21 protein-coding genes are annotated in these 21427 nt (G+C 62.7%); 14 read left to right on the top strand and 7 right to left on the bottom strand.

Going from position 1 to position 21427, the window contains the following annotated elements; translation table 11 throughout:
• Window positions 1-7 precede the first annotated feature (7 nt).
• Window positions 8-751 (bottom strand): peroxide stress protein YaaA, encoded by a 744-nt coding sequence (yaaA, locus tag ABWI03_RS16635; RefSeq protein ID WP_007735009.1) that lies wholly within the window; start codon window positions 749-751, stop codon window positions 8-10.
• 55 nt (window positions 752-806) lie between these two features.
• Between yaaA and ABWI03_RS16640 the strand changes: the two genes are divergently transcribed.
• From ABWI03_RS16640 to ABWI03_RS16660, 5 genes are all read left to right on the top strand, one after another.
• On the top strand, window positions 807-2552 hold the full coding sequence (locus tag ABWI03_RS16640; protein ID WP_298780083.1) for a proline--tRNA ligase: 1746 nt from the start codon (window positions 807-809) through the stop codon (window positions 2550-2552).
• A 76-nt stretch (window positions 2553-2628) separates the two neighbouring features.
• Window positions 2629-3300 carry an O-methyltransferase gene (locus tag ABWI03_RS16645; RefSeq protein WP_041814959.1) on the top strand — a complete coding sequence of 224 codons (672 nt, stop codon included), beginning with the start codon at window positions 2629-2631 and terminating at the stop codon, window positions 3298-3300.
• 22 nt (window positions 3301-3322) lie between these two features.
• Window positions 3323-3982 (top strand): rhomboid-like protein, encoded by a 660-nt coding sequence (locus ABWI03_RS16650; RefSeq protein ID WP_298780546.1) that lies wholly within the window; start codon window positions 3323-3325, stop codon window positions 3980-3982.
• Between the two features lie 58 nt (window positions 3983-4040).
• Entirely contained in the window at window positions 4041-5771 is a 1731-nt protein-coding gene (locus ABWI03_RS16655) for an acyl-CoA dehydrogenase family protein (RefSeq protein ID WP_095970666.1), read from the top strand.
• Window positions 5768-6547, top strand: a complete 780-nt coding sequence (locus ABWI03_RS16660) for a nuclear transport factor 2 family protein (RefSeq protein ID WP_283376276.1) — start codon at window positions 5768-5770, stop codon at window positions 6545-6547. Before ABWI03_RS16655 ends, ABWI03_RS16660 begins: the two co-directional genes overlap by 4 nt.
• A 76-nt stretch (window positions 6548-6623) precedes the next feature.
• On the opposite strand, the gene ABWI03_RS16665 is transcribed toward ABWI03_RS16660, so the two are convergent.
• Window positions 6624-7049: a pyridoxamine 5'-phosphate oxidase family protein gene (locus ABWI03_RS16665; RefSeq protein ID WP_298780074.1), complete on the bottom strand. Its 426-nt coding sequence runs from the start codon at window positions 7047-7049 to the stop codon at window positions 6624-6626.
• A gap of 158 nt (window positions 7050-7207) precedes the next feature.
• Between ABWI03_RS16665 and ABWI03_RS16670 the strand changes: the two genes are divergently transcribed.
• Window positions 7208-8503: an MFS transporter gene (locus ABWI03_RS16670; protein WP_124566252.1), complete on the top strand. Its 1296-nt coding sequence runs from the start codon at window positions 7208-7210 to the stop codon at window positions 8501-8503.
• Between the two features lie 50 nt (window positions 8504-8553).
• Window positions 8554-9552, top strand: coding sequence for a DMT family transporter (locus ABWI03_RS16675; protein ID WP_298780542.1), 999 nt, complete (start codon window positions 8554-8556; stop codon window positions 9550-9552).
• On the opposite strand, the gene ABWI03_RS16680 is transcribed toward ABWI03_RS16675, so the two are convergent.
• The 3 genes from ABWI03_RS16680 to ABWI03_RS16690 all read right to left on the bottom strand — a co-directional run bounded on the left by ABWI03_RS16680 (window position 9514) and on the right by ABWI03_RS16690 (window position 11570).
• Window positions 9514-10347 carry an SDR family NAD(P)-dependent oxidoreductase gene (locus tag ABWI03_RS16680; RefSeq protein WP_235172053.1) on the bottom strand — a complete coding sequence of 278 codons (834 nt, stop codon included), beginning with the start codon at window positions 10345-10347 and terminating at the stop codon, window positions 9514-9516. The genes ABWI03_RS16675 and ABWI03_RS16680 overlap by 39 nt on opposite strands.
• Window positions 10344-10841, bottom strand: a complete 498-nt coding sequence (locus ABWI03_RS16685) for a nuclear transport factor 2 family protein (RefSeq protein ID WP_124566250.1) — start codon at window positions 10839-10841, stop codon at window positions 10344-10346. The genes ABWI03_RS16680 and ABWI03_RS16685 overlap by 4 nt, the downstream gene beginning before the upstream one ends.
• Before the next feature lie 93 nt (window positions 10842-10934).
• Window positions 10935-11570, bottom strand: coding sequence for a TetR/AcrR family transcriptional regulator (locus tag ABWI03_RS16690; RefSeq protein ID WP_021333000.1), 636 nt, complete (start codon window positions 11568-11570; stop codon window positions 10935-10937).
• Window positions 11571-11653: 83 nt separating this feature from the next.
• On the opposite strand from ABWI03_RS16690, the gene ABWI03_RS16695 reads away from it, so the two are divergent.
• Window positions 11654-13078 carry an MFS transporter gene (locus tag ABWI03_RS16695; RefSeq protein WP_298780068.1) on the top strand — a complete coding sequence of 475 codons (1425 nt, stop codon included), beginning with the start codon at window positions 11654-11656 and terminating at the stop codon, window positions 13076-13078.
• A gap of 54 nt (window positions 13079-13132) precedes the next feature.
• Here the strand turns inward: ABWI03_RS16695 and ABWI03_RS16700 are convergent, their stop codons facing one another.
• Window positions 13133-13588 carry a ferritin-like domain-containing protein gene (locus ABWI03_RS16700; protein WP_095970660.1) on the bottom strand — a complete coding sequence of 152 codons (456 nt, stop codon included), beginning with the start codon at window positions 13586-13588 and terminating at the stop codon, window positions 13133-13135.
• A complete protein-coding gene (locus ABWI03_RS16705; protein WP_095970751.1) occupies window positions 13585-14037 on the bottom strand; it encodes a hypothetical protein in 453 nt (150 codons plus the stop codon). Before ABWI03_RS16705 ends, ABWI03_RS16700 begins: the two co-directional genes overlap by 4 nt.
• Window positions 14038-14308: 271 nt before the next feature.
• Here ABWI03_RS16705 and rimP point away from each other — a divergent pair, with 271 nt between their 5' ends.
• The 6 genes from rimP (at window position 14309) to rbfA (ending at window position 21422) form a co-directional block, all read left to right on the top strand.
• Window positions 14309-14929, top strand: coding sequence for a ribosome maturation factor RimP (gene rimP / locus ABWI03_RS16710; RefSeq protein ID WP_298780065.1), 621 nt, complete (start codon window positions 14309-14311; stop codon window positions 14927-14929).
• Window positions 14926-15957: a transcription termination factor NusA gene (nusA, locus tag ABWI03_RS16715; RefSeq protein WP_003942738.1), complete on the top strand. Its 1032-nt coding sequence runs from the start codon at window positions 14926-14928 to the stop codon at window positions 15955-15957. Before rimP ends, nusA begins: the two co-directional genes overlap by 4 nt.
• A 44-nt stretch (window positions 15958-16001) precedes the next feature.
• Window positions 16002-16352: a YlxR family protein gene (locus ABWI03_RS16720; protein WP_298780062.1), complete on the top strand. Its 351-nt coding sequence runs from the start codon at window positions 16002-16004 to the stop codon at window positions 16350-16352.
• A 108-nt stretch (window positions 16353-16460) separates the two neighbouring features.
• Complete coding sequence (gene infB / locus ABWI03_RS16725; RefSeq protein WP_030535614.1) at window positions 16461-19406, top strand: translation initiation factor IF-2; 2946 nt, start codon at window positions 16461-16463, stop codon at window positions 19404-19406.
• 113 nt (window positions 19407-19519) lie between these two features.
• Window positions 19520-19810, top strand: a complete 291-nt coding sequence (locus tag ABWI03_RS16730) for a DUF503 domain-containing protein (RefSeq protein WP_003942205.1) — start codon at window positions 19520-19522, stop codon at window positions 19808-19810.
• Window positions 19811-20942: 1132 nt separating this feature from the next.
• A complete protein-coding gene (gene rbfA, locus ABWI03_RS16735) occupies window positions 20943-21422 on the top strand; it encodes a 30S ribosome-binding factor RbfA (protein ID WP_095970657.1) in 480 nt (159 codons plus the stop codon).
• Window positions 21423-21427 lie beyond the last annotated feature (5 nt).

Consider the following 21427-nt stretch of genomic DNA (forward strand, 5'->3'; position numbering starts at 1 on the left):
GAAGCCATCAATCCGTCAGGATGATCAGTTCACGCTCCGACGCGATTTCCACCCGCAGGCCTGCCTTCGACGCCACCCGCGCAACACCCTTGATATCGGTCGGTTCGGCACGCGAGACCACCAGCGCACGGGCGAGCAGACCCTTGTGGTGCTTGTTGAAGTGACTGACCACCGTCCGGGTGCCGTCCGGCTTTTCGGTGAGCACGGTGGCGATCAGTGCGTCCGGAACCGGTCCGAGGTCTTGGTAGGTACCCGATCGCAGATCGATCACCAGCCCGTCCGCTTCGGCGGCCAGCGCCTTCGGCAGTTCCGGCTTCCACAGTGAGCGGAGCGTGCCCATCCCCGGCAGCTTGGACCCGCCGGAAAGGCGGTAGGCGGGGATCAGATCTCCCGCGCGGACCGCACCGAAAAGAGCGGAACCGATCGCGATCCGATCGAGAGCCTTGGCCTTCTGGGCACGGGTGAACGACTTCGCGTCGAGGGCATCGAAGAGTACTCCGGTGTAGCGCTGCAGCGCGGGCCGCGTCGCGGACACCCACAGCTTGGCGTTGCGCTCCACCTCGTCTGCTTGCGTCGGACCAAGGCCGAGCGCTTCGCACGACGCCTCGACGTCAGCGGCCAGATCGACCAGCGTCTGGACCAGCAATTCGCGCGTTTCGGTCAACTGTGGCATCGACAGTTCGGCCAGATCGAGGGGCGCATCCTTGCCGCCGTCGGACTTGGTTTCTGAGGGAGGCAGCAGTACTAGCACGCTGTAACCGTACCGAGGCCCGCTCGGCCGACTGCGGCGACTATCCTTACACCTCGTGATTACCCGTCTGTCCCACCTGTTCCTGCGTACCCTGCGTGACGATCCCTCGGACGCCGAAGTTGCCAGCCACAAATTGCTGGTTCGTGCCGGCTACGTGCGTCGTATCGCGCCAGGCGTCTACTCGTGGTTGCCGCTGGGATTGCGGGTGCTGCGCGAGGTTGAGCGTGTTGTCCGCGAAGAAATGAATGCCATTGGTGGGCAGGAAATTCTGCTGCCTGCTCTGCTCCCGCGCGATCCCTACGAGGCGTCGAACCGCTGGACCGAGTACGGCCCCAACCTGTTCCGCCTCAAGGACCGCAAGGGCAACGACTACATGCTCGGCCCGACGCACGAGGAGCTCTTTGCTCTGACGGTCAAGGGCGAGTACAACTCCTACAAGGACTTCCCGGTCACCCTGTACCAGGTGCAGACCAAGTACCGCGACGAAGAACGTCCGCGTGCGGGCATTCTGCGCGGTCGCGAGTTCCTCATGAAGGATTCCTACTCCTTCGACCTCAGCGATGAAGGCCTGACGGAGTCGTACCAGGCGCACCGCGGCGCCTACGAGAAGATCTTCACGCGTCTGGGTGTCAAATACGTCATCGTCTCGGCCACCTCCGGTGCGATGGGCGGTAGCGCTTCCGAAGAGTTCCTCGCCGAGAGCGAGATCGGCGAAGACACCTACGTCCGCTGCCTCGAGTCGGGCTACGCCGCCAACGTCGAGGCCGTCAAGACGGTTGTTCCGGACTCGATTCCGTTCGACGGACTGCCCGAAGCCAAGGTGTACGACACCGAGAACACACCCACCATCGACACCCTGGTGGACTGGGCCAACGGTGCCGACCTCGGCCGCACGATCACCGCCGCCGACACTCTCAAGAACATCATGGTCAAGACCCGCCTACCCGGCGGCGAGTGGGAACTGCTCGGTATCGGCATCCCCGGCGACCGTGAGGTCGACGAAAAGCGCCTCGAAGCTTCGCTGGAGCCGGCCGAGTTCGTGATGATCACCGAGACCGACTTCAAGAACAACCCGTTCCTGGCAAAGGGTTACATCGGCCCGAAGGCACTGCAGGCCAACGGTGTTCGCTACCTTGTCGATCCGCGCGTCGTCGACGGCACCAGCTGGATTACCGGCGCCGACGAAGACGGCAAGCACGTGGTCGGCCTCGTTGCCGGTCGTGACTTCACCCCCGACGGAACCATCGAAGCTGCCGAAGTCCGCGACGGCGACGCCTCTCCGGACGGAGCCGGCACGCTGGTCTCGGCTCGCGGTATCGAGATCGGGCACGTCTTCCAGCTCGGCCGTAAGTACACCGACGTCTTCACCGTCGACGTCCTCGCCGAGAACGGCAAGCCCGTCCGCCCGACCATGGGTTCGTACGGCGTCGGCGTCTCGCGTCTGGTGGCCGTCATTGCCGAGCAGCATCACGACGAAAAGGGCCTGCGCTGGCCTGCCGAGGTTTCACCGGCCGACGTCTACCTCGTGATCGCGAACAAGGACGAGACCGCGCGCGAAGGCGCCGAAGGCCTCGCCGCGCAACTCGACCGTGCCGGACTCGAAGTAATCCTCGACGACCGCAAGGCATCGCCGGGCGTGAAGTTCAAGGACTCCGAGCTGGTCGGCGTTCCGCTGATCGTTGTCGTCGGACGCGGTTGGGCCGACGGCAAGGTCGAAATTCGCGACCGCTTCACTGGCGAGAGCCGTGAGATCGACGCCGACTCGGCGATCGAGGCGATCATCAGCGCAGTTCGCGGCTGATTCGAATAGTCGTCAGGGCCGCCGCAGCCACCTTCCGAGGTGTCTGCGGCCCTTCTTTTCTGCCACAATCGTGGCTATGGAACGCGAACCGGATTGGGCAGAAGTCGACGGCTATCTCGTTTCCACGTTGGTAGGTGAAGATCCGGTTCTCGACGCGGCACTCGCAGCCAACTCCGAGGCCGGTCTCCCGCCCATCGACGTGGCGCCGAACCAGGGCAAGCTCCTCAATCTTCTGGCGCGAATGTGCCTGGCGCGCAATGTTCTCGAGATCGGAACGCTCGGCGGATACAGCACGATCTGGCTCGCTCGCGCGGTCGGCCCCTCGGGCCAGGTCATCACGCTGGAATTCGATCCCACCCATGCGGATGTCGCTCGGGCGAATATCGAGCGCGCCGGCTTGGCTGACCGTGTCGACATCCGCGTCGGGGCCGCGCTCGACAGCCTCCCGTCGATCGCGAAGGAAGAGTTGGGACCTTTCGACTTGGTCTTCATCGACGCCGACAAGGAGAACAACACCGAGTACGTGCGGTGGGCGTTGGCCCTTTCGCATCCCGGAACCGTCATCATCGTGGACAACGTGGTGCGTGGGGGACATGTGTCCAACCCGGATATCGACGACGAGCGCGTCAAAGCGAGTCGAGCGGTGTTGGAGATGATCGCGGCTGAGCCGAAACTCGACGGCACCGCCATTCAAACCGTGGGTTCGAAGGGATGGGACGGGTTTGCCGTTGCAGTAGTGAACGAGTGAGCGCAGACTCGAAGCGGTGAGGATGCTGGGGGCAGCAAAGGCGGCATGGCGATGGGTGCGCAGTGCTCCCGGTACATACGTCTGGTTGCTTGCCCTGCTGTTCACCACACTGTTCCTGCGGCATCTGCCTGACAATGTCGAGGAGCGTTTTCTCGGCAAGCGCTCGACCAATCTGCATCACCTGGCCGAAGACCCGCTACGAGTCCTGTTCTCGAGTGCCTTCTGGCTCGAAGGTGGCGGGTGGTTGGGATACCTGGTTCTGTTCACCATCTTTCATGCCACGGCTGAGCGTTGGCTCGGGACGTGGCGGTGGCTGTGTGTTGTCGTCATCGCCCACGTCGGAGCCACGTACATCAGCGAAGGTGTTCTGTACGAAGGTATTCGGCACGGATACGTGGCGGAGTCGGCGGTCAACACTCTCGACGTGGGAGTGAGCTACGGTCTGGCCGGCATCATGGGGATTCTGGTGTACCGCATCGTCGATCCGTGGCGGTACGTCTATCTCACGGGCTTGTTGCTCTTCTACGGTGTGCCTCTGATTTTCGCCACCAATTTCACCGCCATCGGCCACATGTCTGCGTTGTTGCTCGGGTTGGCGTGCTACCCGATCACCCGTGCTCGGGCCGGCACGTGGAATCCGATGGACCTGTGGCATTCGCGAAGAATCGCAGGTCTTCCATGAATCGCACCGCGGAAAGTTACCCGCTGGTAGTTTAGCGTCATCGACGAAAGGTAATGACGTGTCTGGCACCGATGGATTGCTCTTCAACCCCCATACTTACGACCCCGCTCAGTTCGATCCTGAGACCCGCCGTTTGCTGCGAGCCACGATCGAATGGTTCGAGAACCGCGGCAAGAAGCAACTGCTTCAGGACGACCTCGACGCAGTGTGGGTTTCCGACTTTCTCGAGTTCGTCGGCAAGGAGAAGTTGTTCGCCACGTTCCAGACTCCGGCGGCGTTCGCCGACGGTGACGAGAACCGTCGTTGGGACGGTGCCCGCAACGCAGCTCTGAGTGAGATCTTCGGTTTTTACGGGCTGGCGTACTGGTACGCGTGGCAGGTCACGATCCTCGGACTCGGACCGATCTGGATGAGTGACAACGACGCAGCGAAGAAGCGTGCAGCACAGGAACTCGCCGATGGTGGAGTCATGGCGTTCGGACTGTCCGAGCGCGACCACGGCGCCGACGTGTACTCCACCGACATGCTTCTCACTCCCGCCGACGGTGATGTCGCCTTCCGTGCGAGCGGCGAGAAATACTACATCGGGAACGGCAACGTAGCCGGAATGGTGTCGGTGTTCGGGCGTCGTACCGACGTCGAGGGTCCCGAAGGCTACGTGTTCTTCGTCGCCGACAGCGCACATCCGAATTATCAACTCGTGGACAACGTCCTGCGCGGCCAGATGTACGTCAGCAATTTCCGCCTCGACGACTATCCGGTCCGTGAGGAAGACATTCTGCACACCGGCGTCGCCGCATTCGAGGCCGCGCTCAACACGGTCAACGTCGGAAAGTTCAACCTCTGCACCGGCTCCATCGGGATCACCGAACATGCGTTCTTCGAGGCAATCACTCACGCGCAGAATCGAATTCTCTACGGCAATCCGGTCACGGACTTCGCCCACGTTCGCGCCGCATTCGTCGACGCGTACTCACGTCTGATCGCGATGAAACAGTTCAGTGCCCGGGCGGTCGACTACTTCCGCAGCGCCAGCCTCGAAGACCGTCGCTATCTGCTGTTCAACCCCATGACCAAGGCCAAAGTCACCTCGGAAGGTGAAAAGGTCGTCGGGTTGCTGCACGACGTGATCGCAGCCAAGGGCTACGAGAAGTCCACGTACTTCCGTGAGGCAGCGCAGATGATCGGCACGCTGCCCAAACTCGAGGGCACCGTCCACGTCAACGTCGGCCTGATCCTCAAGTTCTTGCCGAACTATCTGTTCAATTCGGCGCAGTTCCCGGAGATCGTTACTCGTGACGACGCCGCCGATGACGAGTTCTTCTGGAACCAGGGGCCTACCCGCGGCGCTGCGAAGATTCAGTTCCACGAGTGGAAGCCCGTCTACGAGAAGCACTCGTCGATTCCGAACGTCGCTCGTTTCTACGAGCAGGCTATCGCGCTCACCGAATTGCTCACTGCGGCAGCGCCGGACGCGCAGCAGCAAAAGGATCTCGACTTCATGCTCAACGTGGGGCACCTGTTCTCGCTCGTTGTCTACGGCCATCTGATTCTCGAGCAGGCCGAGATCGGCGGGCTCGACGCCGACGTCGTCGATCAGATCTTCGACTTCCAGATCCGCGACTTCTCGGGATACGCGATCGCACTGCACGGAAAGCCGTCGTCGACGCCGGAGCAGCAGAAGTGGGCCTTGGCCGCGGTGCGGAAGCCTGTCGTCGACAGTGAACGCTTCGACCGGGTGTGGCAGCAGGTCAAGGCGTACGACGGTGCATACGAGATGCGCGCATGACGGCCCCGGTGACGCGCGAGCAGTTGATGGCCGTCGTGGAGGGATCCCCGAAAGCCGTCGGCGCGCATGACCGCTCGACCTGGGTTGCCCTGTTTGCCGAGGAGGGCCAGATCAACGACCCGGTAGGTTCACGTCCGCACAACGGGCAGGCGGCGATCGAGAGTTTTTACGACACGTTCATCGCCCCCAATTCGATCACCTTCCATGTCGAGCGAGACATCGTGTGCGGCCGCACGGTGTGGCGTGATTTGAGCCTCGCTACCGAGATGTCGACTGGAGTCGTCCTCGACGTGCCGATGCATTTGCGCTACGACTTGGTGGGGGAGCCGGATTCGTTGCGGATCGGAACCCTCTATGCGCATTGGGAATTGGCGACGATGCTGAGCCAGCTCGCTACCGCCGGCGTTGCCGGGGTGAAGGCGGCCGCGAAATTGACTCCGCAGTTGCTCTCGAACCAGGGGATCGGGGGAGCGCTCGGATTCTCGCGCGGCATCTTCGGCGTCGGAGACAAAGGCAAGAAGGCAGCTTCGCGGTTCCTCGAGGCGGCCGCTGTCGGTCGAACGCCGCCGGTGCCCGTCGAGCTTCCGGCGGGCACGCCGTTGTCCAATGCTGATGTCAACGCTCTGCTCACCGGCGTGACGAAGAGCAAGATGCTGGTTGCCGGTCGCACTGTGACGGCGAGCGTAGTCGTGTGCGGAGAACCGGCCATCGCACTGTTCGGCTTCGAGGCGAGCGGTCATCGCCTCAATCGGGTGCGCTTCTTCACCGAAAGCTGATACCGAGAACACTCGAATGCAGAACAGGCTCGGCGCGCCACTCCGGCGCGCCGAGTCTTCGCTTTTCGGTGAAGTGTCAGATCGCCCCGAGATCCGCAGACAGCCAGTGCTGCGGATTCATGTAGATCGCTACCTGCTCACCCAACTGCGACCGCGCGAATTCGAGATACCCGTCGACCTTGTCCGGGGTCAAATAACGCCGCGAGACTTCGACCAGCATCTCGTCGGTGCCCGGAACGATCTTGTCGACGGATCCGCTGACGCTGACGTAACGGATTGTCGGATCGAGCCTTTCGGCCATCAACGAGAAATGTCCGGCCGACTCGATGAGTCGTGCCTTTCGTGAATCCTTGCCCGTGAGGATCCATGGATTGCCACCGGGTGAGTACAGGTACCAGATCGGGACGGTCAAGGGACCGCGTTCGGCGCCGTCCGCTACGGACAGCGCCCCGATGTGGGGTTCGGCCAGAAACTGTTCACGCTCATTTTCGGAGAGTGCCATTCCTCGAGATTACCGCGACGTTTGACACGGCGTTGTGACTCCGTACACAATCGATGTGCTCATTATGAACAGGCGTTCGCAATGCGAACATTTTCGATCTGAATTACTGGATCCGAACCGGTCGCGAACGCCCACAAGCAGTGAATGTCGAGGATCCGATGACCGCACCGCATACGCAGTCGAGTTCAATTACCGGTTCGCGTGGGGCGCGTGCCGCAATGTGGGTGGCACCGTTGTGTTGGATCGCTGTGCTTCTGGACGGATTCGACCTGGTCGTACTCGGCGCGGTCATTCCTTCGCTTCTCGACTACGACGCGTGGGGATTGAGTACCGGCACGATCACGATGATCTCGACCTTCGGGCTCATCGGCATGACCATCGGCGCCCTCGTCATCGGCACTCTCACCGACGTCATCGGTCGACGCCGCGCGCTGCTGTACGCCGTTGCCGCATTCTCGATTCTGACTCTGTTGTGCGCAATTGCGCCCAATCCGTTCATCTTCGGACTGCTGCGCTTCCTCGCCGGTGTGGGACTGGGTGGCGCCCTGCCGACGGCATTGGCTCTGGTCAACGAATTCTCGAAGAAGCAAGGCGGGGGATCTGCGTCGACCATGCTGATGACCGGCTATCACGTGGGCGCCGTTGCCACCGCCGCGCTGGCCCTCGTCGTGATCGAGCCTTTCGGTTGGCGAGCGATGTTCGTTGTCGGCGCACTTCCTGCCGTCGTCCTCATTCCACTCATGTTGCGGTATCTGCCGGAATCCCCGTCATACCTTCTCGCTCACGGAAAGCGTGCCGAGGCCGAGGAAATCGCTGCCCGCTACGGCGTCGAACTCGAGGCTGCGCCCACGTCCGAAGCTGGTCGCGCCGAAGCTGCCAATCCCGTTCGCGCACTGTTCTCTTCGAAGTTCCTGCGTAACAGCATCGCCATCTGGATCACCAGTTTCATGGGCTTGCTACTCGTCTACGGATTGAACACGTGGCTTCCGACGATCATGCGCGAGGCCGGATACAACCTCGGAGCGTCGTTGACGTTCCTTCTGATCCTCAATGCCGGAGCCGTCGTCGGACTGTTGATCGCCGGGGGTGTGGCGAACAAGATCGGCCCGCGTACCGCGGCCATCGTGTGGTTTGCCGGAGCGGCGTTGTTCCTGGCGCTACTGAGCGTGAAGGTGTCGTTCGGGATCTACGTGATGGTCTTCCTCGCCGGATGTTTCGTGTTCAGTGCGCAGGTATTGGTCTACGCCTTCACCAGCGCCAATCACCCACCTCAGATTCGCGCGACAGCGCTCGGATGGTCGGCAGGCGTCGGCCGGGTCGGTGCCATCTGTGGCCCGATTCTGGGCGGAGTTCTCCTGGGTGCGGGGTACGCCGTGCCGTGGGGCTTCTACGCTTTCGCGCTCGTCGGACTGCTCGGTGCAGTATCGATCTCCTGCACGCGGGTGCGCATCTGAAAATGTCAGTTTCGTAGCTTGGTGCGCTACTGCTATCGTTGAACATGAGTATGAAGAGTAGCGCTATCGTCGCGTCACAGGCACCGCTACCGGTGGCATCGACACGATCCGGTTTGATGTGGGGATTGCTCGGAGTGCTGGCGTTCTCGTTCACCGTTCCGCTCACGCGGGTCGCCGTCGAGGATCTCGACCCACTGTTCGTCGGTGCGGGCCGCGCCGTCGTTGCCGGAGCCCTTGCGATTGTGATGCTGTCGGTTACTCGCGCGACGCTTCCGACACTTCGGCAATGGTTGCGCATCGCACTCGTGACCGTTGGTGCAGCACTGGGGTTTTCACTGTTCACCACGTTTGCATTGCAGACTTCGCCGGCGAGTCACGCGGCAGTCGTGATTGGGTTGCTTCCCGCGGCGACTGCGGTATTTGCCGTCGTTCGAGGAAAAGAGCGTCCCAGTAAGGGATTCTGGTGGGCGAGCGCCGCCGGTGCGGTGTCCGTCGTCGGATTCGTGGCCGTCGCCAACGGCGGACTCGGCTCGTTCCATCTCGCTGATCTTCTTCTGTTCGCCGCAGTTGTCTGTGCAGCACTTGCATATTCGGAAGGTGCGTTGCTGGCCCGCGAGATCGGGTCGTGGCAGACGATTGCCTGGGCATTGATTCTCGGACTGCCGGTCACGATTGCGTTGACGGTGGCGTCCATGGCACAGGCTCCGGTCTCTGCCGATATCAACTCGTGGCTTTCGTTTGCGTACCTGGGATGCGTGAGTATGTTTCTCGGATTCTTTCCCTGGTACCGAGGTCTGGCGATCGGCCCCATTTCCACAGTGAGCCAAACACAGTTGGTTCAACCGGTGCTCAGCATTGCCTGGTCGGCGCTCATACTCGGTGAGGCGTTGTCACCCTCGATCGTGGCCGGCGGCGTCGTCGTCATCGGGTGTGCCTGGCTTGCCCTGAAGGCCCGAGTGGCAGCGCCGCGTGCTGTGCCGGCACGCGACGCGACTACTACCACCGATGATTCAGAAAAGCGGACCGCCACCGAAGGCACTGCGGTGTGACGCAGGTTGTTTCCCGTTGGCGTCGGTGATTCCGTACTCGACGGCTGTTTCCGCCGTGATCAGTGTGTGACCGCTTCGCGCGTTCACTTCCGGATCGTTGGCCAATGCAGTGATGACTTGGCCGACGAACTCCGGGGTTTCGGCCTCGGCCAGTGAGAAGCCTTCGAAGCTCTCGATCCCACTCGCCTCCATCCGCTCGTTGCGGATCAACCCGAGCCAGAAGGAAAGTGCGGTGACGCCGGTTCCCTTCAATTCGACAGCCATGTCCGCGGCCATCTTGTCCAGACCTGCCTTCGACATCCCGTACAGCACAGAGTGCAGGTACCCGCGGGTCCCGAACGACGAGATGTTGCCGATCACTCCACTGCCCCGGGGAACCATCAACTTCGCCGCTTCCACCGAAGCAACGTAGTGAGCGCGCAGTCCGATCCCGATCAGCGAATCCCAATCGTCGATCGGCCTCTTCCAGAACGGATCGGCGAAGCCTGCATAGCCCGCCGGATTGGCCCAGACGTTGTTGACCAGAAGATCGAGGCGGCCGGACTGTTCCTCGGCGATACGTGCGAACAGGTCGACGATCTGTTGATCGTCGGCGTGATCGCACTGCACGGCAATGCCGTGACCACCGCGTTCGGTGATCTCCGCTGCGGTGCGATCGAGCGGGCCGTCGGCGCCGACGGTTCCTCTCGCCGTCACGTACACCGTCCAGCCGTCGCTTCCCAGGGCGAGGGCAATGCCCTTGCCGACGCTCCGGCTGGCTCCGGTTACGAGCGCAACTTTTCCGTTCGTCGTCATCGCGGCCCACCCAACGAACCCTCGGCGATATCAGCGTCCGGGGACAGGGGGGTCGTAATCGACCACGTCTCCGTGAAATGGCATTGACTCATTTTCCACACACCGTCCTCGATCACGTATTTGTCGTCGTATTCGCCGGTCATCAACTTCTCGGTGCGTCCGACAGTGTCGACCTGGCGGAACTGCAGGGTCCATCGCCCCACCGCCGACGTCTCCGAGGTCAGTGCGATGTCGGGATGCAATCCGTGATGCATGTCGAGGACCGCGTACCGGCCGTCGATCTTCCGAAGAGCGATCTTCTCGAAGATGTCCGCCATCGGCCCGGCGTCGTCGAACGCGCCGAGGCGGCCGTAGTCGATCGATGCTCCTGAACGGATGAAGCTGCTGCGGAACCGAACCGGATCCTTGGCGTCACAGGCTCGCCAGTAGCCATGTTTGAGCTTCTTGATTTCCTCGATCTGTTCGAGCGCGTCGAGGCGTTGTGCGAGATCCACCGTCGGTCCTTTTCGTCTGGGTTTCCCGGAGACATGTCGGATCGACTGTAGGGTGTCCTCAGTCACATGTGTGTAGTTTTTCCCAGTGACCGGTCAGGAAACGGTGTCGGTTTCGCTCGAGGATTCGTCGCCGGTGAGAGTGATTGCAGTCGAGTCGCTGAAGACGCTGCCCCACAGTTCGCCGAGGGCCGGATCTTCTTCGGCGTGTTCGGGTGCCATCATCGCGAGCAGATTGTTGATCAGCATGCCGTTCGCGATGAACAAGCGCGCTTGCTCGGGCGTGCAACCGGTGCGCTCACGCAGCAAGGTGTAGATGCCGGACATGGCGTTCCGGGACACCGCGGCGACGTCGTCGGTGCTGGTTGCGAAGCCGTGCAACATGACAAGCAGTAGATCCCGGTCGAGAACCAGCTCGCCGTAGGCGGATCCGAGTTCGGCCCAGAACTGCGGATTGCTCGGATCGATTGTGACGGTGTCCAATTTGTCGTTGAAGGTGCGGACGATTTCATCGAGCGCGCGCGTGAACACCGCGTGGAACAAATCGGCCTTGGTTCCGAACATGCGCACGACGTACGGCTGCGAGACGCCGGCTTCCTTGGCCACGGCGTCCGTGCTGGTGCCGGAATATCCGCCCTTTGCGAACGCTCGCGTTGCCGCGGCAAGGACCAGTGCGCGACGTTCCGGTGCGCTCATCCTGCGGGTACGTGGTTCAGCTGCACCGATCGACATGTTGACACGTTATCACCGGATAGCTTAGTTTCGACTTAAGTAATCATTCAATGCCTTAAGGCACCTTCACTCGAGGAATCGCGATGACCGTTTTGACGAAGTCCGGATCGGACGCCGCATCCGGGTCGGAAAGCAGTGGGGGACGTAAGGTTCCGATCGCGATCGCGATGGTTGCTGCCTCTCTGCCCATGTTCATGGCCACCCTCGACAATCTCGTGATGACGAGCGCGCTGCCGGTGATCGAGAAGGAACTGAACGCGTCCGTCGGGCAACTCCAGTGGTTCATGAATGCGTACACGCTCTGCTTTGCGACGCTGATGCTTTCGGCGACGACGCTCGGCGATCGGTGGGGTCGCCGCCGTATGTTCGTGTTCGGAATCGGGCTGTTCACGGCGGCATCGATCGCTTCGGCGCTGTCCACAACCCCAGGCTTGCTGATTGCGGCCCGGGCCTTCCAGGGCGCCGGTGCTGCCGCGATCATGCCCCTCTCGCTGACCCTCCTCGTCGCAGCGGTACCGGAAGCCAAGCGCGCCATGGCAATCGGCGTGTGGGGTGGTGTCTCCGGCCTGGGTATCGCGATGGGTCCCGTGGTCGGTGGAGCGGTTGTCGACGGGTTCTCGTGGCAGGGGATCTTCTGGATCAACGTGCCGGTGGCGATCGTTGCCGTTCCTCTCGCGATGTATGCGTTGCGTGAATCGACCGGTCGCACACAACCTCTCGACCTTCCCGGTGTCGCACTCGCCGGACTGGGTGTGTTTCTGGCGGTGTGGGGAATCGTTCACGGCAACGACGACGGCTGGGGATCGTTCGGAGTGGTTGCGTCGTTGGTCGGTTCCGCAGTCGCCTTGGCGCTCTTCGTTCTTCGCGAGATGAAGACGTCACATCCGGTGATGCCCCTACGTCTGTTCCGCTCACGCAGTTTCTCGATGGCGAACGTCATCGGCTTGACCTTCTCGATCGGAATCTTCGGAGCGGTGTTCCTGCTGTCTCAGTACCTCCAGATCGTGATGGGCTACAGCCCGTTCCAAGCAGGCCTGCGGACGCTTCCGTGGACGGCGGCACCGATGATCTTCGCGCCTCTCGCCGGTTTTCTGGCGCCGAAGGTCGGGCTTCGTTCGCTACTGCTGACCGGTCTGCTGCTCCAGGCCGGAGCACTGTTCTGGTTGGCCGCGTTGATCGGTCCCGACGTGACGTACGGTTCGCTGGTTCCGGCTCTACTGATGGCGGGAATCGGGATGGGTTTGACCTTCGCGCCGAGTTCGACCGCGGTACTCGTCGACATGGACGAGCCTGATCACGGAACAGCCAGTTCGACGAATTCGACGCTTCGCGAGATCGGTGTCGCACTGGGAATCGCGGTTCTCACAGCGGTCTTCCTTGCCGCTGGTGGCGCGCTCACCCCGCTTGGCTACGGCGACGCCCTGACACCCGCGCTGCGCGTCGGCGGTTGCTTCGTGCTGGTGGCCGTGGTCGCGGCGTGGTTCGTGCCCTCGCATCGAAAGGCCTGAGCCACTGCTGTGCGCCTTTATCAACCCCCGGCGGTTAATAAAGGCGCACAGCAGTTATGAAGTCGGGTCCCCCGGGAAGGCTGAGGTGGCCGGAGCCGTTCCCAGCGCGGACCGCCATCCGGCGCCGCGGATTGCCGCATCGGTGAGGCCGTCGATTCCGAACGTGCGGAGTTGGTCGGTATCGACCTGTTCGACGAATGCCCGGTAGGTCACGGCGGTATCGGATTCGATCTGTGCTGCCAGTTGTGCCGCGGTAACGGCGTCCGTCACCGGGAACGGAATCTCGTAGGCTGCCGCGGCTGTCGGTGGGGTCTCGCCCGCGTCGGTCGACAGGGCAACCAGCGCATCACGTCGCGCGCGGTGCGCGGCCGTATGTGTGGCAACTTCGTTGACACGGGCAGGATTCGAAAACGCGGCAACCACTCCGTAAGCGAAGATCGCGGCATTCTCTGATTCGATCGCGGTCAGCAAGGCAGAACTCTCGGATCGACGGGTGTGCGAAATGATCACGGAAGCAACACCGCAACCTGAGTCGAGCACGACGCGCTGATCGAACCGAGCAGGCCCGCGCGATAGCCGGACATCGTCCGAGCGAGATCCGCGGCACTGCGCGCCGAATCAGCCAGCGAGGTACTCAAGGATTCGACGCCGGTAGGAGCGTTTGCGACCGAGGTCGACGGGGGTGCAGTGGTCGTAGCGGCGCCGCCGCCCGCTGCTCGTGCAATCTCGGCGTCGAGTTCGAGTGCATGCGCTGTGCGTTCGGCGCTGATCGTGGTCAGTGATGCCGACTTGTCCGGTGCGAGTGCGATCGCGGCGGTTGCGGCGGCAGCGTCGGCGCGAGCTCGCTCGGCCTGGGCCGTCAGCTGGTCGACTTCTGCAGCCGCCTCCGCTGTGCCGTCGTCGGTGCAGGCGGACAACGAGAAGGCTGCAGCGCCCAACGCTGCTGCGGTTCCCGTCATCTTGAGCGCACTCCGCCGGGAGAGTGGGGTAGTAGTCATGGGCGTCAGCACCAGTCCATCGTGCCAGGTGGTCGGCCGATCGTTCGAATCCGCGCGTCGTGTTCAAGTGTGACGTGCGTCGGGCACTCTGGTCACGGAGACGCGCAATGAGCGGTACTCTTGGATGCTTGCAGCATGTGGCACCTGGTGTCTTTTCATGCTCGCAGCCGCCCACGTCGACAGTCGACACAAGTCGGACAATCGACGACAACTGAAATGAGGAGTTCGCGAGATGCCGGTGCCATCCAGGGAGAGGGTGATCGAGCTGATCTCCGAACTCGTGCACGCCCAGGGTTCCGACGTCGAGGACGTTGTCGTGACCAGTGCGGGCAAGCACAGCGCGGTGCGCATCATGGTCGACAGCGATGCCGGGATCGAACTCGATGCCGCCGCGGAGATCAGCAGACTCGTTTCGGAACTTTTCGACAGCCTCGAGGAAATCGGTGAAACGCCGTACACCCTCGAGGTGACCTCTCCGGGTATCGATCGCCCACTGACGCTCGAGCGTCACTGGCGTCGGGCTCGCGGACGTAAAGCGCGTATCGATCTGGCCGGCGAGACCGTGGTGGGCCGTATCGGAACGTTGAACGACGATTCCGTGGCGGTTGTCATCGGTGGCCGCGGCGGGCTGACCGTGCGCGAGATTGCTCTGGACGACGTTCAGAAGGCGGTAGTTCAAGTGGAGTTCTCGAAGCCCAGTGAGGCGGAGTTGGAACTCGCGGGCGGCATCCCGGAGGGGCGCGCAGTTCCCTCGGATGCGGTTGACCTCACCGATGACTCGGGCGTGGACAGTGTCGAAGACGACGAAGCAGAATTAGAAGACGTAGAAAACGAAGAAGGGTTCGACAAGTGAATATCGACATTGCAGCGTTGCGAGCGATCGAAGCCGAAAAGGGCGTTTCGATCGAAACTGTGATCGCCACGATCCAGACCGCGCTGCTGACGGCGTACCGCCACACCGAGGGGCACAAGCAGAACGCTCGGATCGATGTCAACATCAAGACCGGTTCGGTGCGAGTAATGGCGCACGACACCGATGCCGACGGCAACATGATCGGTGAGGAGTGGGACGACACTCCCGAAGGATTCGGACGCATTGCGGCTACCACCGCACGCCAGGTCATTCTGCAGCGTTTGCGAGACGCCGAGCACGAGCGCAGTTTCGGTGAGTTCTCCACCCATGAGGGTGAGATCGTCGGCGGTGTCATTCAGCGTGACACGCGTGCGAACTCTCGCGGAATGGTCGTTGTGCGCATCGGCAGCGAATCCAATGGCGCAGAAGGATTGTTGCCGCCTGCAGAACAGGTTCCCGGCGAGAATTACGAGCACGGTGAGCGCATCAAGTGCTACGTCGTCGGAGTTGCTCGCGGCGCCCGTGGCCCGCAAATCACCCTCTCGCGGACTCACCCGAACCTGGTTCGCAAATTGTTCGCACTCGAGGTTCCGGAGATCGCGGACGGCAGTGTCGAGATCATCAACGTCGCGCGCGAAGCGGGACATCGTTCCAAGATCGCCGTTGCCTCACGCGTGCAGGGGCTCAACGCAAAGGGTGCATGCATCGGCCCGATGGGTCAGCGCGTCCGCAACGTCATGAGTGAACTCGCGGGGGAGAAGATCGACATCATCGACTTCGACGAAGATCCCGCGACGTTTGTGGGCAACGCACTTTCCCCGTCGAAAGTGGTCTCCGTCACTGTCGTCGATCCCGAAGCTCGTGCAGCCCGTGTCATCGTGCCCGATTTCCAGCTTTCGTTGGCCATCGGAAAAGAGGGTCAAAATGCCCGTCTGGCTGCGCGGTTGACGGGTTGGCGTATCGACATTCGTAGCGATGCGGCACCCGTTGGTGACGCGTCCGACCGGCCCGCCACGTCCAACGGATAACGGTGGAATGCAGTGATCGAGACGGTTCGGCGGTAGAGTGGACAATGGTTCGACGTGAGTCCTCGGATTCTGCGCGCGTGAAACCCGGTTCGCCGGTCAGAACGTGCGTGGGGTGCAGGGAACAAGGGTCGGCTGCCGATCTGTTGAGGGTCGTGGTTGGTGAGCAGGGGCCGGAGGGTTCCCCGCTGATCCCCGACGTATCGCGAAGACTCCCCGGTCGAGGTGCATGGCTGCACCTGGATCCGAGTTGTCTGAGCCTGGCAGAGCGGCGCCGAGCATTCAGCAGAGCACTGCGAGTGTCCGGAAATCTGGACACGTCCGCTGTCGACCAGCTGGTCGACGCAGTTCACACAAAAGCAGTACCTCTCGAGAAGAACAGGCACAAGCACTCATGAGCACACCGTGAAGCACCAACGATGAACGTCCATCGGCGATAACCCGAGGTCGTGCGGGACCCACATCTGTGGGATGCCTCCTGCTCGACCTCATCAGTGAGGAGAGCAGTGGCAGGCAAGGCCCGCGTGCACGAGTTGGCTAAAGAACTCGGTGTCACCAGCAAGGAACTACTCGCAACGCTCAAGGAGCAAGGCGAGTTCGTGAAGTCTGCGTCATCCACAGTGGAGGCGCCCGTCGCCCGTCGTCTGCGGGAGTCATTCCCGTCGGCAGGCGGAGCAGAAACCAAGTCCGAGACCGGCGCAGCCGCTCCGGCGGCTCGCCCCGCGGCAAAGCCCGGCGCACCGTCGCCGTCAGCTGCAAAGCCCGGTGCCCCGCGTCCCGGCCCCAAGCCGGCCGCACCCGCACCGGCTGCTCCCGCAGCTCCGGCACCGGCAGCCCCCGCGGCTCCCGCAGCTGCTGCTCCGGCAGCACCGTCGGCGCCGGTCCCCACCCCGACGTTCAACGCTCCGAAACCAGCACAGCCGGCACGTCCGGCTCCGGCTGCTCCCGCAGCGTCGGCTCCGGCAGCCCCCGCGGCTCCGGCAGCACCGTCCACCGGCGCAAAGCCCGGCGGACCGCGTCCGGGACCGAAGGCACCTCGCGTCGGTAACAACCCGTACTCCTCGGCTCCCGCCGAGCGTCCGGCACCTCGTCCCGCTCCCGGCGCACCGCGTCCGGGTGCAGGCCAGGGCGGTTCTCGTCCGGCTCCGGGTCAGGGCGGTCCCCGTCCGGCTCCCGGCCAGGGTGGACCTCGTCCGGCTCCGGGTCAGGGCGGTCCCCGTCCGGCTCCCGGCCAGGGTGGACCTCGTCCGCCTGCAGGTCAGGGCGGACCTCGCCCGAGCCCCGGCTCCATGCCTCCTCGCCCGAACCCGGGTGCAATGCCTGCTCGTTCCGCTCGTCCCGCGCCAGGTGGCGGCGGACGTCCGGGTCGTCCCGGTGGCGCTCCCGGTGGTCGTCCGGGTGGCGGCGGCGGTGGATACCGCGGCGGCGGCGCTCCCGGCGCCGGTGCCGGTGCAGGTGCTCCCGGTGGAGCAGCTCCGGCCGGTGGATTCCGCGGTCGTCCCGGCGGCGGTGGCCGTCCCGGTCAGCGCGGCGCAGCGGCAGGTGCATTCGGTCGTCCCGGTGGAGCAGTTCGCCGTGGACGTAAGTCGAAGCGGGCGAAGCGCGCCGAGTACGAAAGCATGCAGGCTCCCGCAGTCGGCGGCGTCAGGCTGCCACGCGGCAACGGCGAGACCATCCGTCTCGCTCGCGGCGCATCGCTGTCGGACTTCGCGGACAAGATCGATGCGAACCCCGCAGCACTCGTGCAGGCGTTGTTCAACCTCGGTGAGATGGTCACGGCAACTCAGTCGGTCAACGACGAGACGCTGGAGCTGCTCGGCGGCGAAATGAACTACGTCGTGCAGGTCGTCAGCCCGGAGGACGAGGATCGCGAGCTGCTCGACAGCTTCGACCTCACCTACGGCGAGGACGCCGGCGGAGAAGAGGACCTCGAGTCCCGTCCGCCTGTGGTCACCGTCATGGGCCACGTCGACCACGGTAAGACCCGTCTGCTCGACGTGATCCGTAAGGCGAATGTCCGTGAGGGCGAAGCCGGCGGCATCACGCAGCACATCGGTGCTTACCAGGTGCTGACCGAGCTCGAGGGCAACGAGCGTCTCGTGACGTTCATCGACACCCCGGGTCACGAGGCCTTCACGGCCATGCGTGCTCGTGGTGCCAAGGCCACCGACCTCGCGATCCTTGTCGTCGCAGCCGACGACGGCGTCATGCCGCAGACGGTGGAAGCGATCAACCACGCCCAGGCGGCCGACGTGCCGATCGTGGTCGCGGTGAACAAGATCGACAAGGAAGGCGCGAACCCGGACAAGATCCGGCAGCAGCTCACCGAGTACGGACTGGTGGCCGAGGAATACGGCGGAGACACCATGTTCGTCGACATCTCGGCGAAGCAGGGTCTCAACATCGACGCACTGCTCGAAGCAGTGCTGTTGACGGCCGATGCTTCCCTGGATCTGCGCGCCAACCCGGACATGGACGCTCAGGGTGTTGCCATCGAGGCGCACCTCGACCGTGGCCGCGGCCCCGTCGCTACCGTGCTCATTCAGCGCGGAACGCTGCGGGTCGGCGACTCGATCGTTGCCGGCGATGCTTACGGCCGCGTCCGCCGCATGGTGGACGAGCACGGTCAGGACGTCCACGAGGCACTGCCTTCACGTCCGGTCCAGGTCATCGGCTTCACGTCGGTCCCCGGTGCAGGCGACAACCTGCTCGTGGTCGACGAGGACCGTATCGCTCGCCAGATCGCGGACCGTCGCAACGCACGTAAGCGCAACGCGCTTGCAGCGAAGAGTCGTAAGCGCATCAGCCTCGACGATCTCGATGCAGCTCTGAAGGAACATTCGCAGCTGAACTTGATTCTCAAGGGTGACAACTCGGGAACCGTGGAGGCTCTCGAAGAGGCTCTCCTCGGCATTCCGATCGACGACGAGGTGCAGTTGCGCGTCATCGACCGCGGTGTCGGTGGCATCACGGAAACCAACGTCAACCTGGCTGCTGCGTCCAACGCGATCATCATCGGCTTCAACGTCCGCGCCGAAGGCAAGGCAACGGAGCTGGCGAACCGCGAGGGCGTCGACATTCGCTACTACTCGGTGATCTACCAGGCCATCGACGAGGTCGAGAAGGCACTCAAGGGCCTGCTCAAGCCGGTGTACGAAGAGGTCGAGCTGGGCAAGGCAGAGATTCGCGCCATGTTCCGTTCGTCCAAGATCGGCAACATTGCCGGTTGCTTGGTCACCTCGGGCAGCATCCGTCGCAACGCCAAGGCACGTCTCATCCGCGACAGCAAGGTCATCGCCGAGACGGTCACCATCTCCTCGCTCAAGCGGGAGAAGGAAGACGCCACCGAGGTTCGCGAAGGCTACGAATGTGGTTTGACCGTCACCTACTCCGATATCAAGATCGGTGACGTTCTCGAGTGCTACGAGCTTCGCGAGAAGCCGCGCGACTGATTATGTCGACACGGGCGTTGGGGCGGACGCACGTGAGTACTAGCTGACATGGACTCTTCCGGACTTGAACATACAAGTCCGGAAGGGTCCATTCGGCTCTGTCGAGGGGGAAAATGTTTGTAGGGGCACTGGAGTTCGACATCCTTTTCGGTGATGTCCACTCACTCAAGGAAAAGCGTTCGATGTTGTCGCCGATCCTGACGGAACTCCGTCGATTCGGTGTGAGTGCAGCGGAGGCGGGGGAGCAGGGACGCCTGCGTCGAGCGCTCGTGGGCGTCGGTGTGGTGAGTTCGTCCGTCGATCACCTGCACGATGTTCTCGATCATTGTGAGCGGGCGGTGGCCGAGCGTCCGGAGATTCAGTTGCTGGCTGTGCGAAGGCGAATCTTCGGCCCGGAAGACTGAGTGTCACTGGTCGGTGTCGGTGAGCCGCTCCTCGAGACGGCGTACCGAAACGAGTTGGTTGGCAAGGGATTAGGCGTCTACGGGACCAAGTGCGACTGTGTCGGCCGCGTCGCGTATTTTCCGCGCAATCTCGGTTCCACTCTGTGCAACGCCGATCTTGACAGGAGCAGTCAGCGCTTTCACCCGGTCCGCGCCTGCGTCGGGGAATCGAAGTAGGCCAACGTCCAAAACCCGAGCGGCCGGGTGATCGTCGCTTCTGAATTCCCGAAGAAATCTGTGCGTTGTCGGCAACCCTTTCAGCGACTTCGATCGCCGTATTCGACGTCTTCGGGTTCGTCACGCTGAATGAAGATGACGTTGTTGCCCGAGGGATCGACGACGGGTGAGCCGACTCAGATCCGGTCCGGAAGCGCGTGATTCGCGGGGCGCCCTTGGCGAGGACCTCCCTGTAGGCGGCGCACTACTTCATGCCACTACGAAGCGCACGGTAGACGCGCCCGGATCGATCAAGGTTGATGTGAGCGATTCGCTGGTCAGATTGAGGCCCGCGTTGCCCGACCCGACCTCAATGGATATCTGGCGGCTCGATTCACCCCGCAGCGAACCGGATCCGTCAGAGATGTGCGTCAAGTCGATTGCTCTGGTTCCACCGGTGCGAGTGTCGCGGTTCGAATAGTTGACGTAGGCGGTGATCGAACACGGGCTGTCGAAAAAGGAAGTCCAGGAGACTGAAACGACTGCAATGCCTGGACGGTCGTGCGGGGTTTGGACGTAGCCCGTGAGTTGTCCGCTACAAGGAAGGGTGTTGTTCCTTCCCAACGAATATGTCAATGGAAGCGGTGTGAACTCGCTGTGGTCGGCCGACGCGATTGCCGGCGAGCAAAGTAGTGCAGTCGCAACGAGTCCTCCGGAAATTATCGATGCGGTGATTCTTGATCGCGTCATCGACCGGACGTTACCAACAAAAGGCCGATCGGTCTGTGCTGTGGGTCCGGCAGGCGCGGGTGGATGGTGATTTGGTTGCCGGGTAGCCGATGGACGAGACTGTTGTCGGTAATAATTCTTGTTAACCAGAACTTTGATCGATCGAGTCACCTCGATTCGAGTGGCCAGGTAGAGGAGACTGACAGTCATGGTAGATCCAGCCCGGGCACGCAAGCTGGCAAAGCGTATCGGAACCATCGTCGCGACGGCGATCGATCACGAGATCAAGGATCCGCGGCTCGCATTCGTCACCATCACGGACACCAAGGTCACCAACGATCTGCACGACGCGACGGTGTACTACACCGTCATGGGTGAGAAGGTCGATTCCGCGCCCGACGTGGAAGCTGCCGCTGCGGGTCTCGAGAAGGCCAAGGGTGTTCTGCGCTCGAAGGTCGGCGCCGGAACCGGAGTCCGGTTCACTCCGACTCTGACCTTCGTCGCCGATACCGTTCCCGACACCGCGCGTCATATGGAAGAGCTTTTGGCCCGGGCCAAGGCAGCCGACGACGAGGTCGCCAAGGCTCGTGAGAACGCACAGCCCGCCGGAGATGCAGATCCGTACAAGGAACCGCGAGTGGCTGCGGACGAAGACGCGGCGTCTCCAGATGTTCGTGAAGCCGACTGACGCGC

The sequence above is a fragment of the Rhodococcus baikonurensis genome, assembly GCF_040489275.1.
In the GTDB taxonomy this organism is placed as follows: Bacteria; Actinomycetota; Actinomycetes; order Mycobacteriales; family Mycobacteriaceae; genus Rhodococcus_F; species Rhodococcus_F baikonurensis.

Coding starts and splice junctions, on each gene's coding strand:
- ABWI03_RS16695 (WP_298780068.1), top strand. CDS start 11,654: ATGACCGTTTTGACGAAGTCCGGATCGGACGCCGCATCCGGGTCGGAA.
- ABWI03_RS16650 (WP_298780546.1), top strand. CDS start 3,323: ATGCTGGGGGCAGCAAAGGCGGCATGGCGATGGGTGCGCAGTGCTCCC.
- ABWI03_RS16675 (WP_298780542.1), top strand. CDS start 8,554: ATGAAGAGTAGCGCTATCGTCGCGTCACAGGCACCGCTACCGGTGGCA.
- ABWI03_RS16730 (WP_003942205.1), top strand. CDS start 19,520: ATGTTTGTAGGGGCACTGGAGTTCGACATCCTTTTCGGTGATGTCCAC.
- ABWI03_RS16645 (WP_041814959.1), top strand. CDS start 2,629: ATGGAACGCGAACCGGATTGGGCAGAAGTCGACGGCTATCTCGTTTCC.
- rbfA (WP_095970657.1), top strand. CDS start 20,943: ATGGTAGATCCAGCCCGGGCACGCAAGCTGGCAAAGCGTATCGGAACC.
- ABWI03_RS16660 (WP_283376276.1), top strand. CDS start 5,768: ATGACGGCCCCGGTGACGCGCGAGCAGTTGATGGCCGTCGTGGAGGGA.
- rimP (WP_298780065.1), top strand. CDS start 14,309: ATGCCGGTGCCATCCAGGGAGAGGGTGATCGAGCTGATCTCCGAACTC.
- ABWI03_RS16670 (WP_124566252.1), top strand. CDS start 7,208: ATGACCGCACCGCATACGCAGTCGAGTTCAATTACCGGTTCGCGTGGG.
- ABWI03_RS16705 (WP_095970751.1), bottom strand. CDS start 14,037: ATGACGGGAACCGCAGCAGCGTTGGGCGCTGCAGCCTTCTCGTTGTCC.
- ABWI03_RS16665 (WP_298780074.1), bottom strand. CDS start 7,049: ATGGCACTCTCCGAAAATGAGCGTGAACAGTTTCTGGCCGAACCCCAC.
- ABWI03_RS16680 (WP_235172053.1), bottom strand. CDS start 10,347: ATGACGACGAACGGAAAAGTTGCGCTCGTAACCGGAGCCAGCCGGAGC.
- ABWI03_RS16720 (WP_298780062.1), top strand. CDS start 16,002: ATGGTTCGACGTGAGTCCTCGGATTCTGCGCGCGTGAAACCCGGTTCG.
- ABWI03_RS16690 (WP_021333000.1), bottom strand. CDS start 11,570: ATGTCGATCGGTGCAGCTGAACCACGTACCCGCAGGATGAGCGCACCG.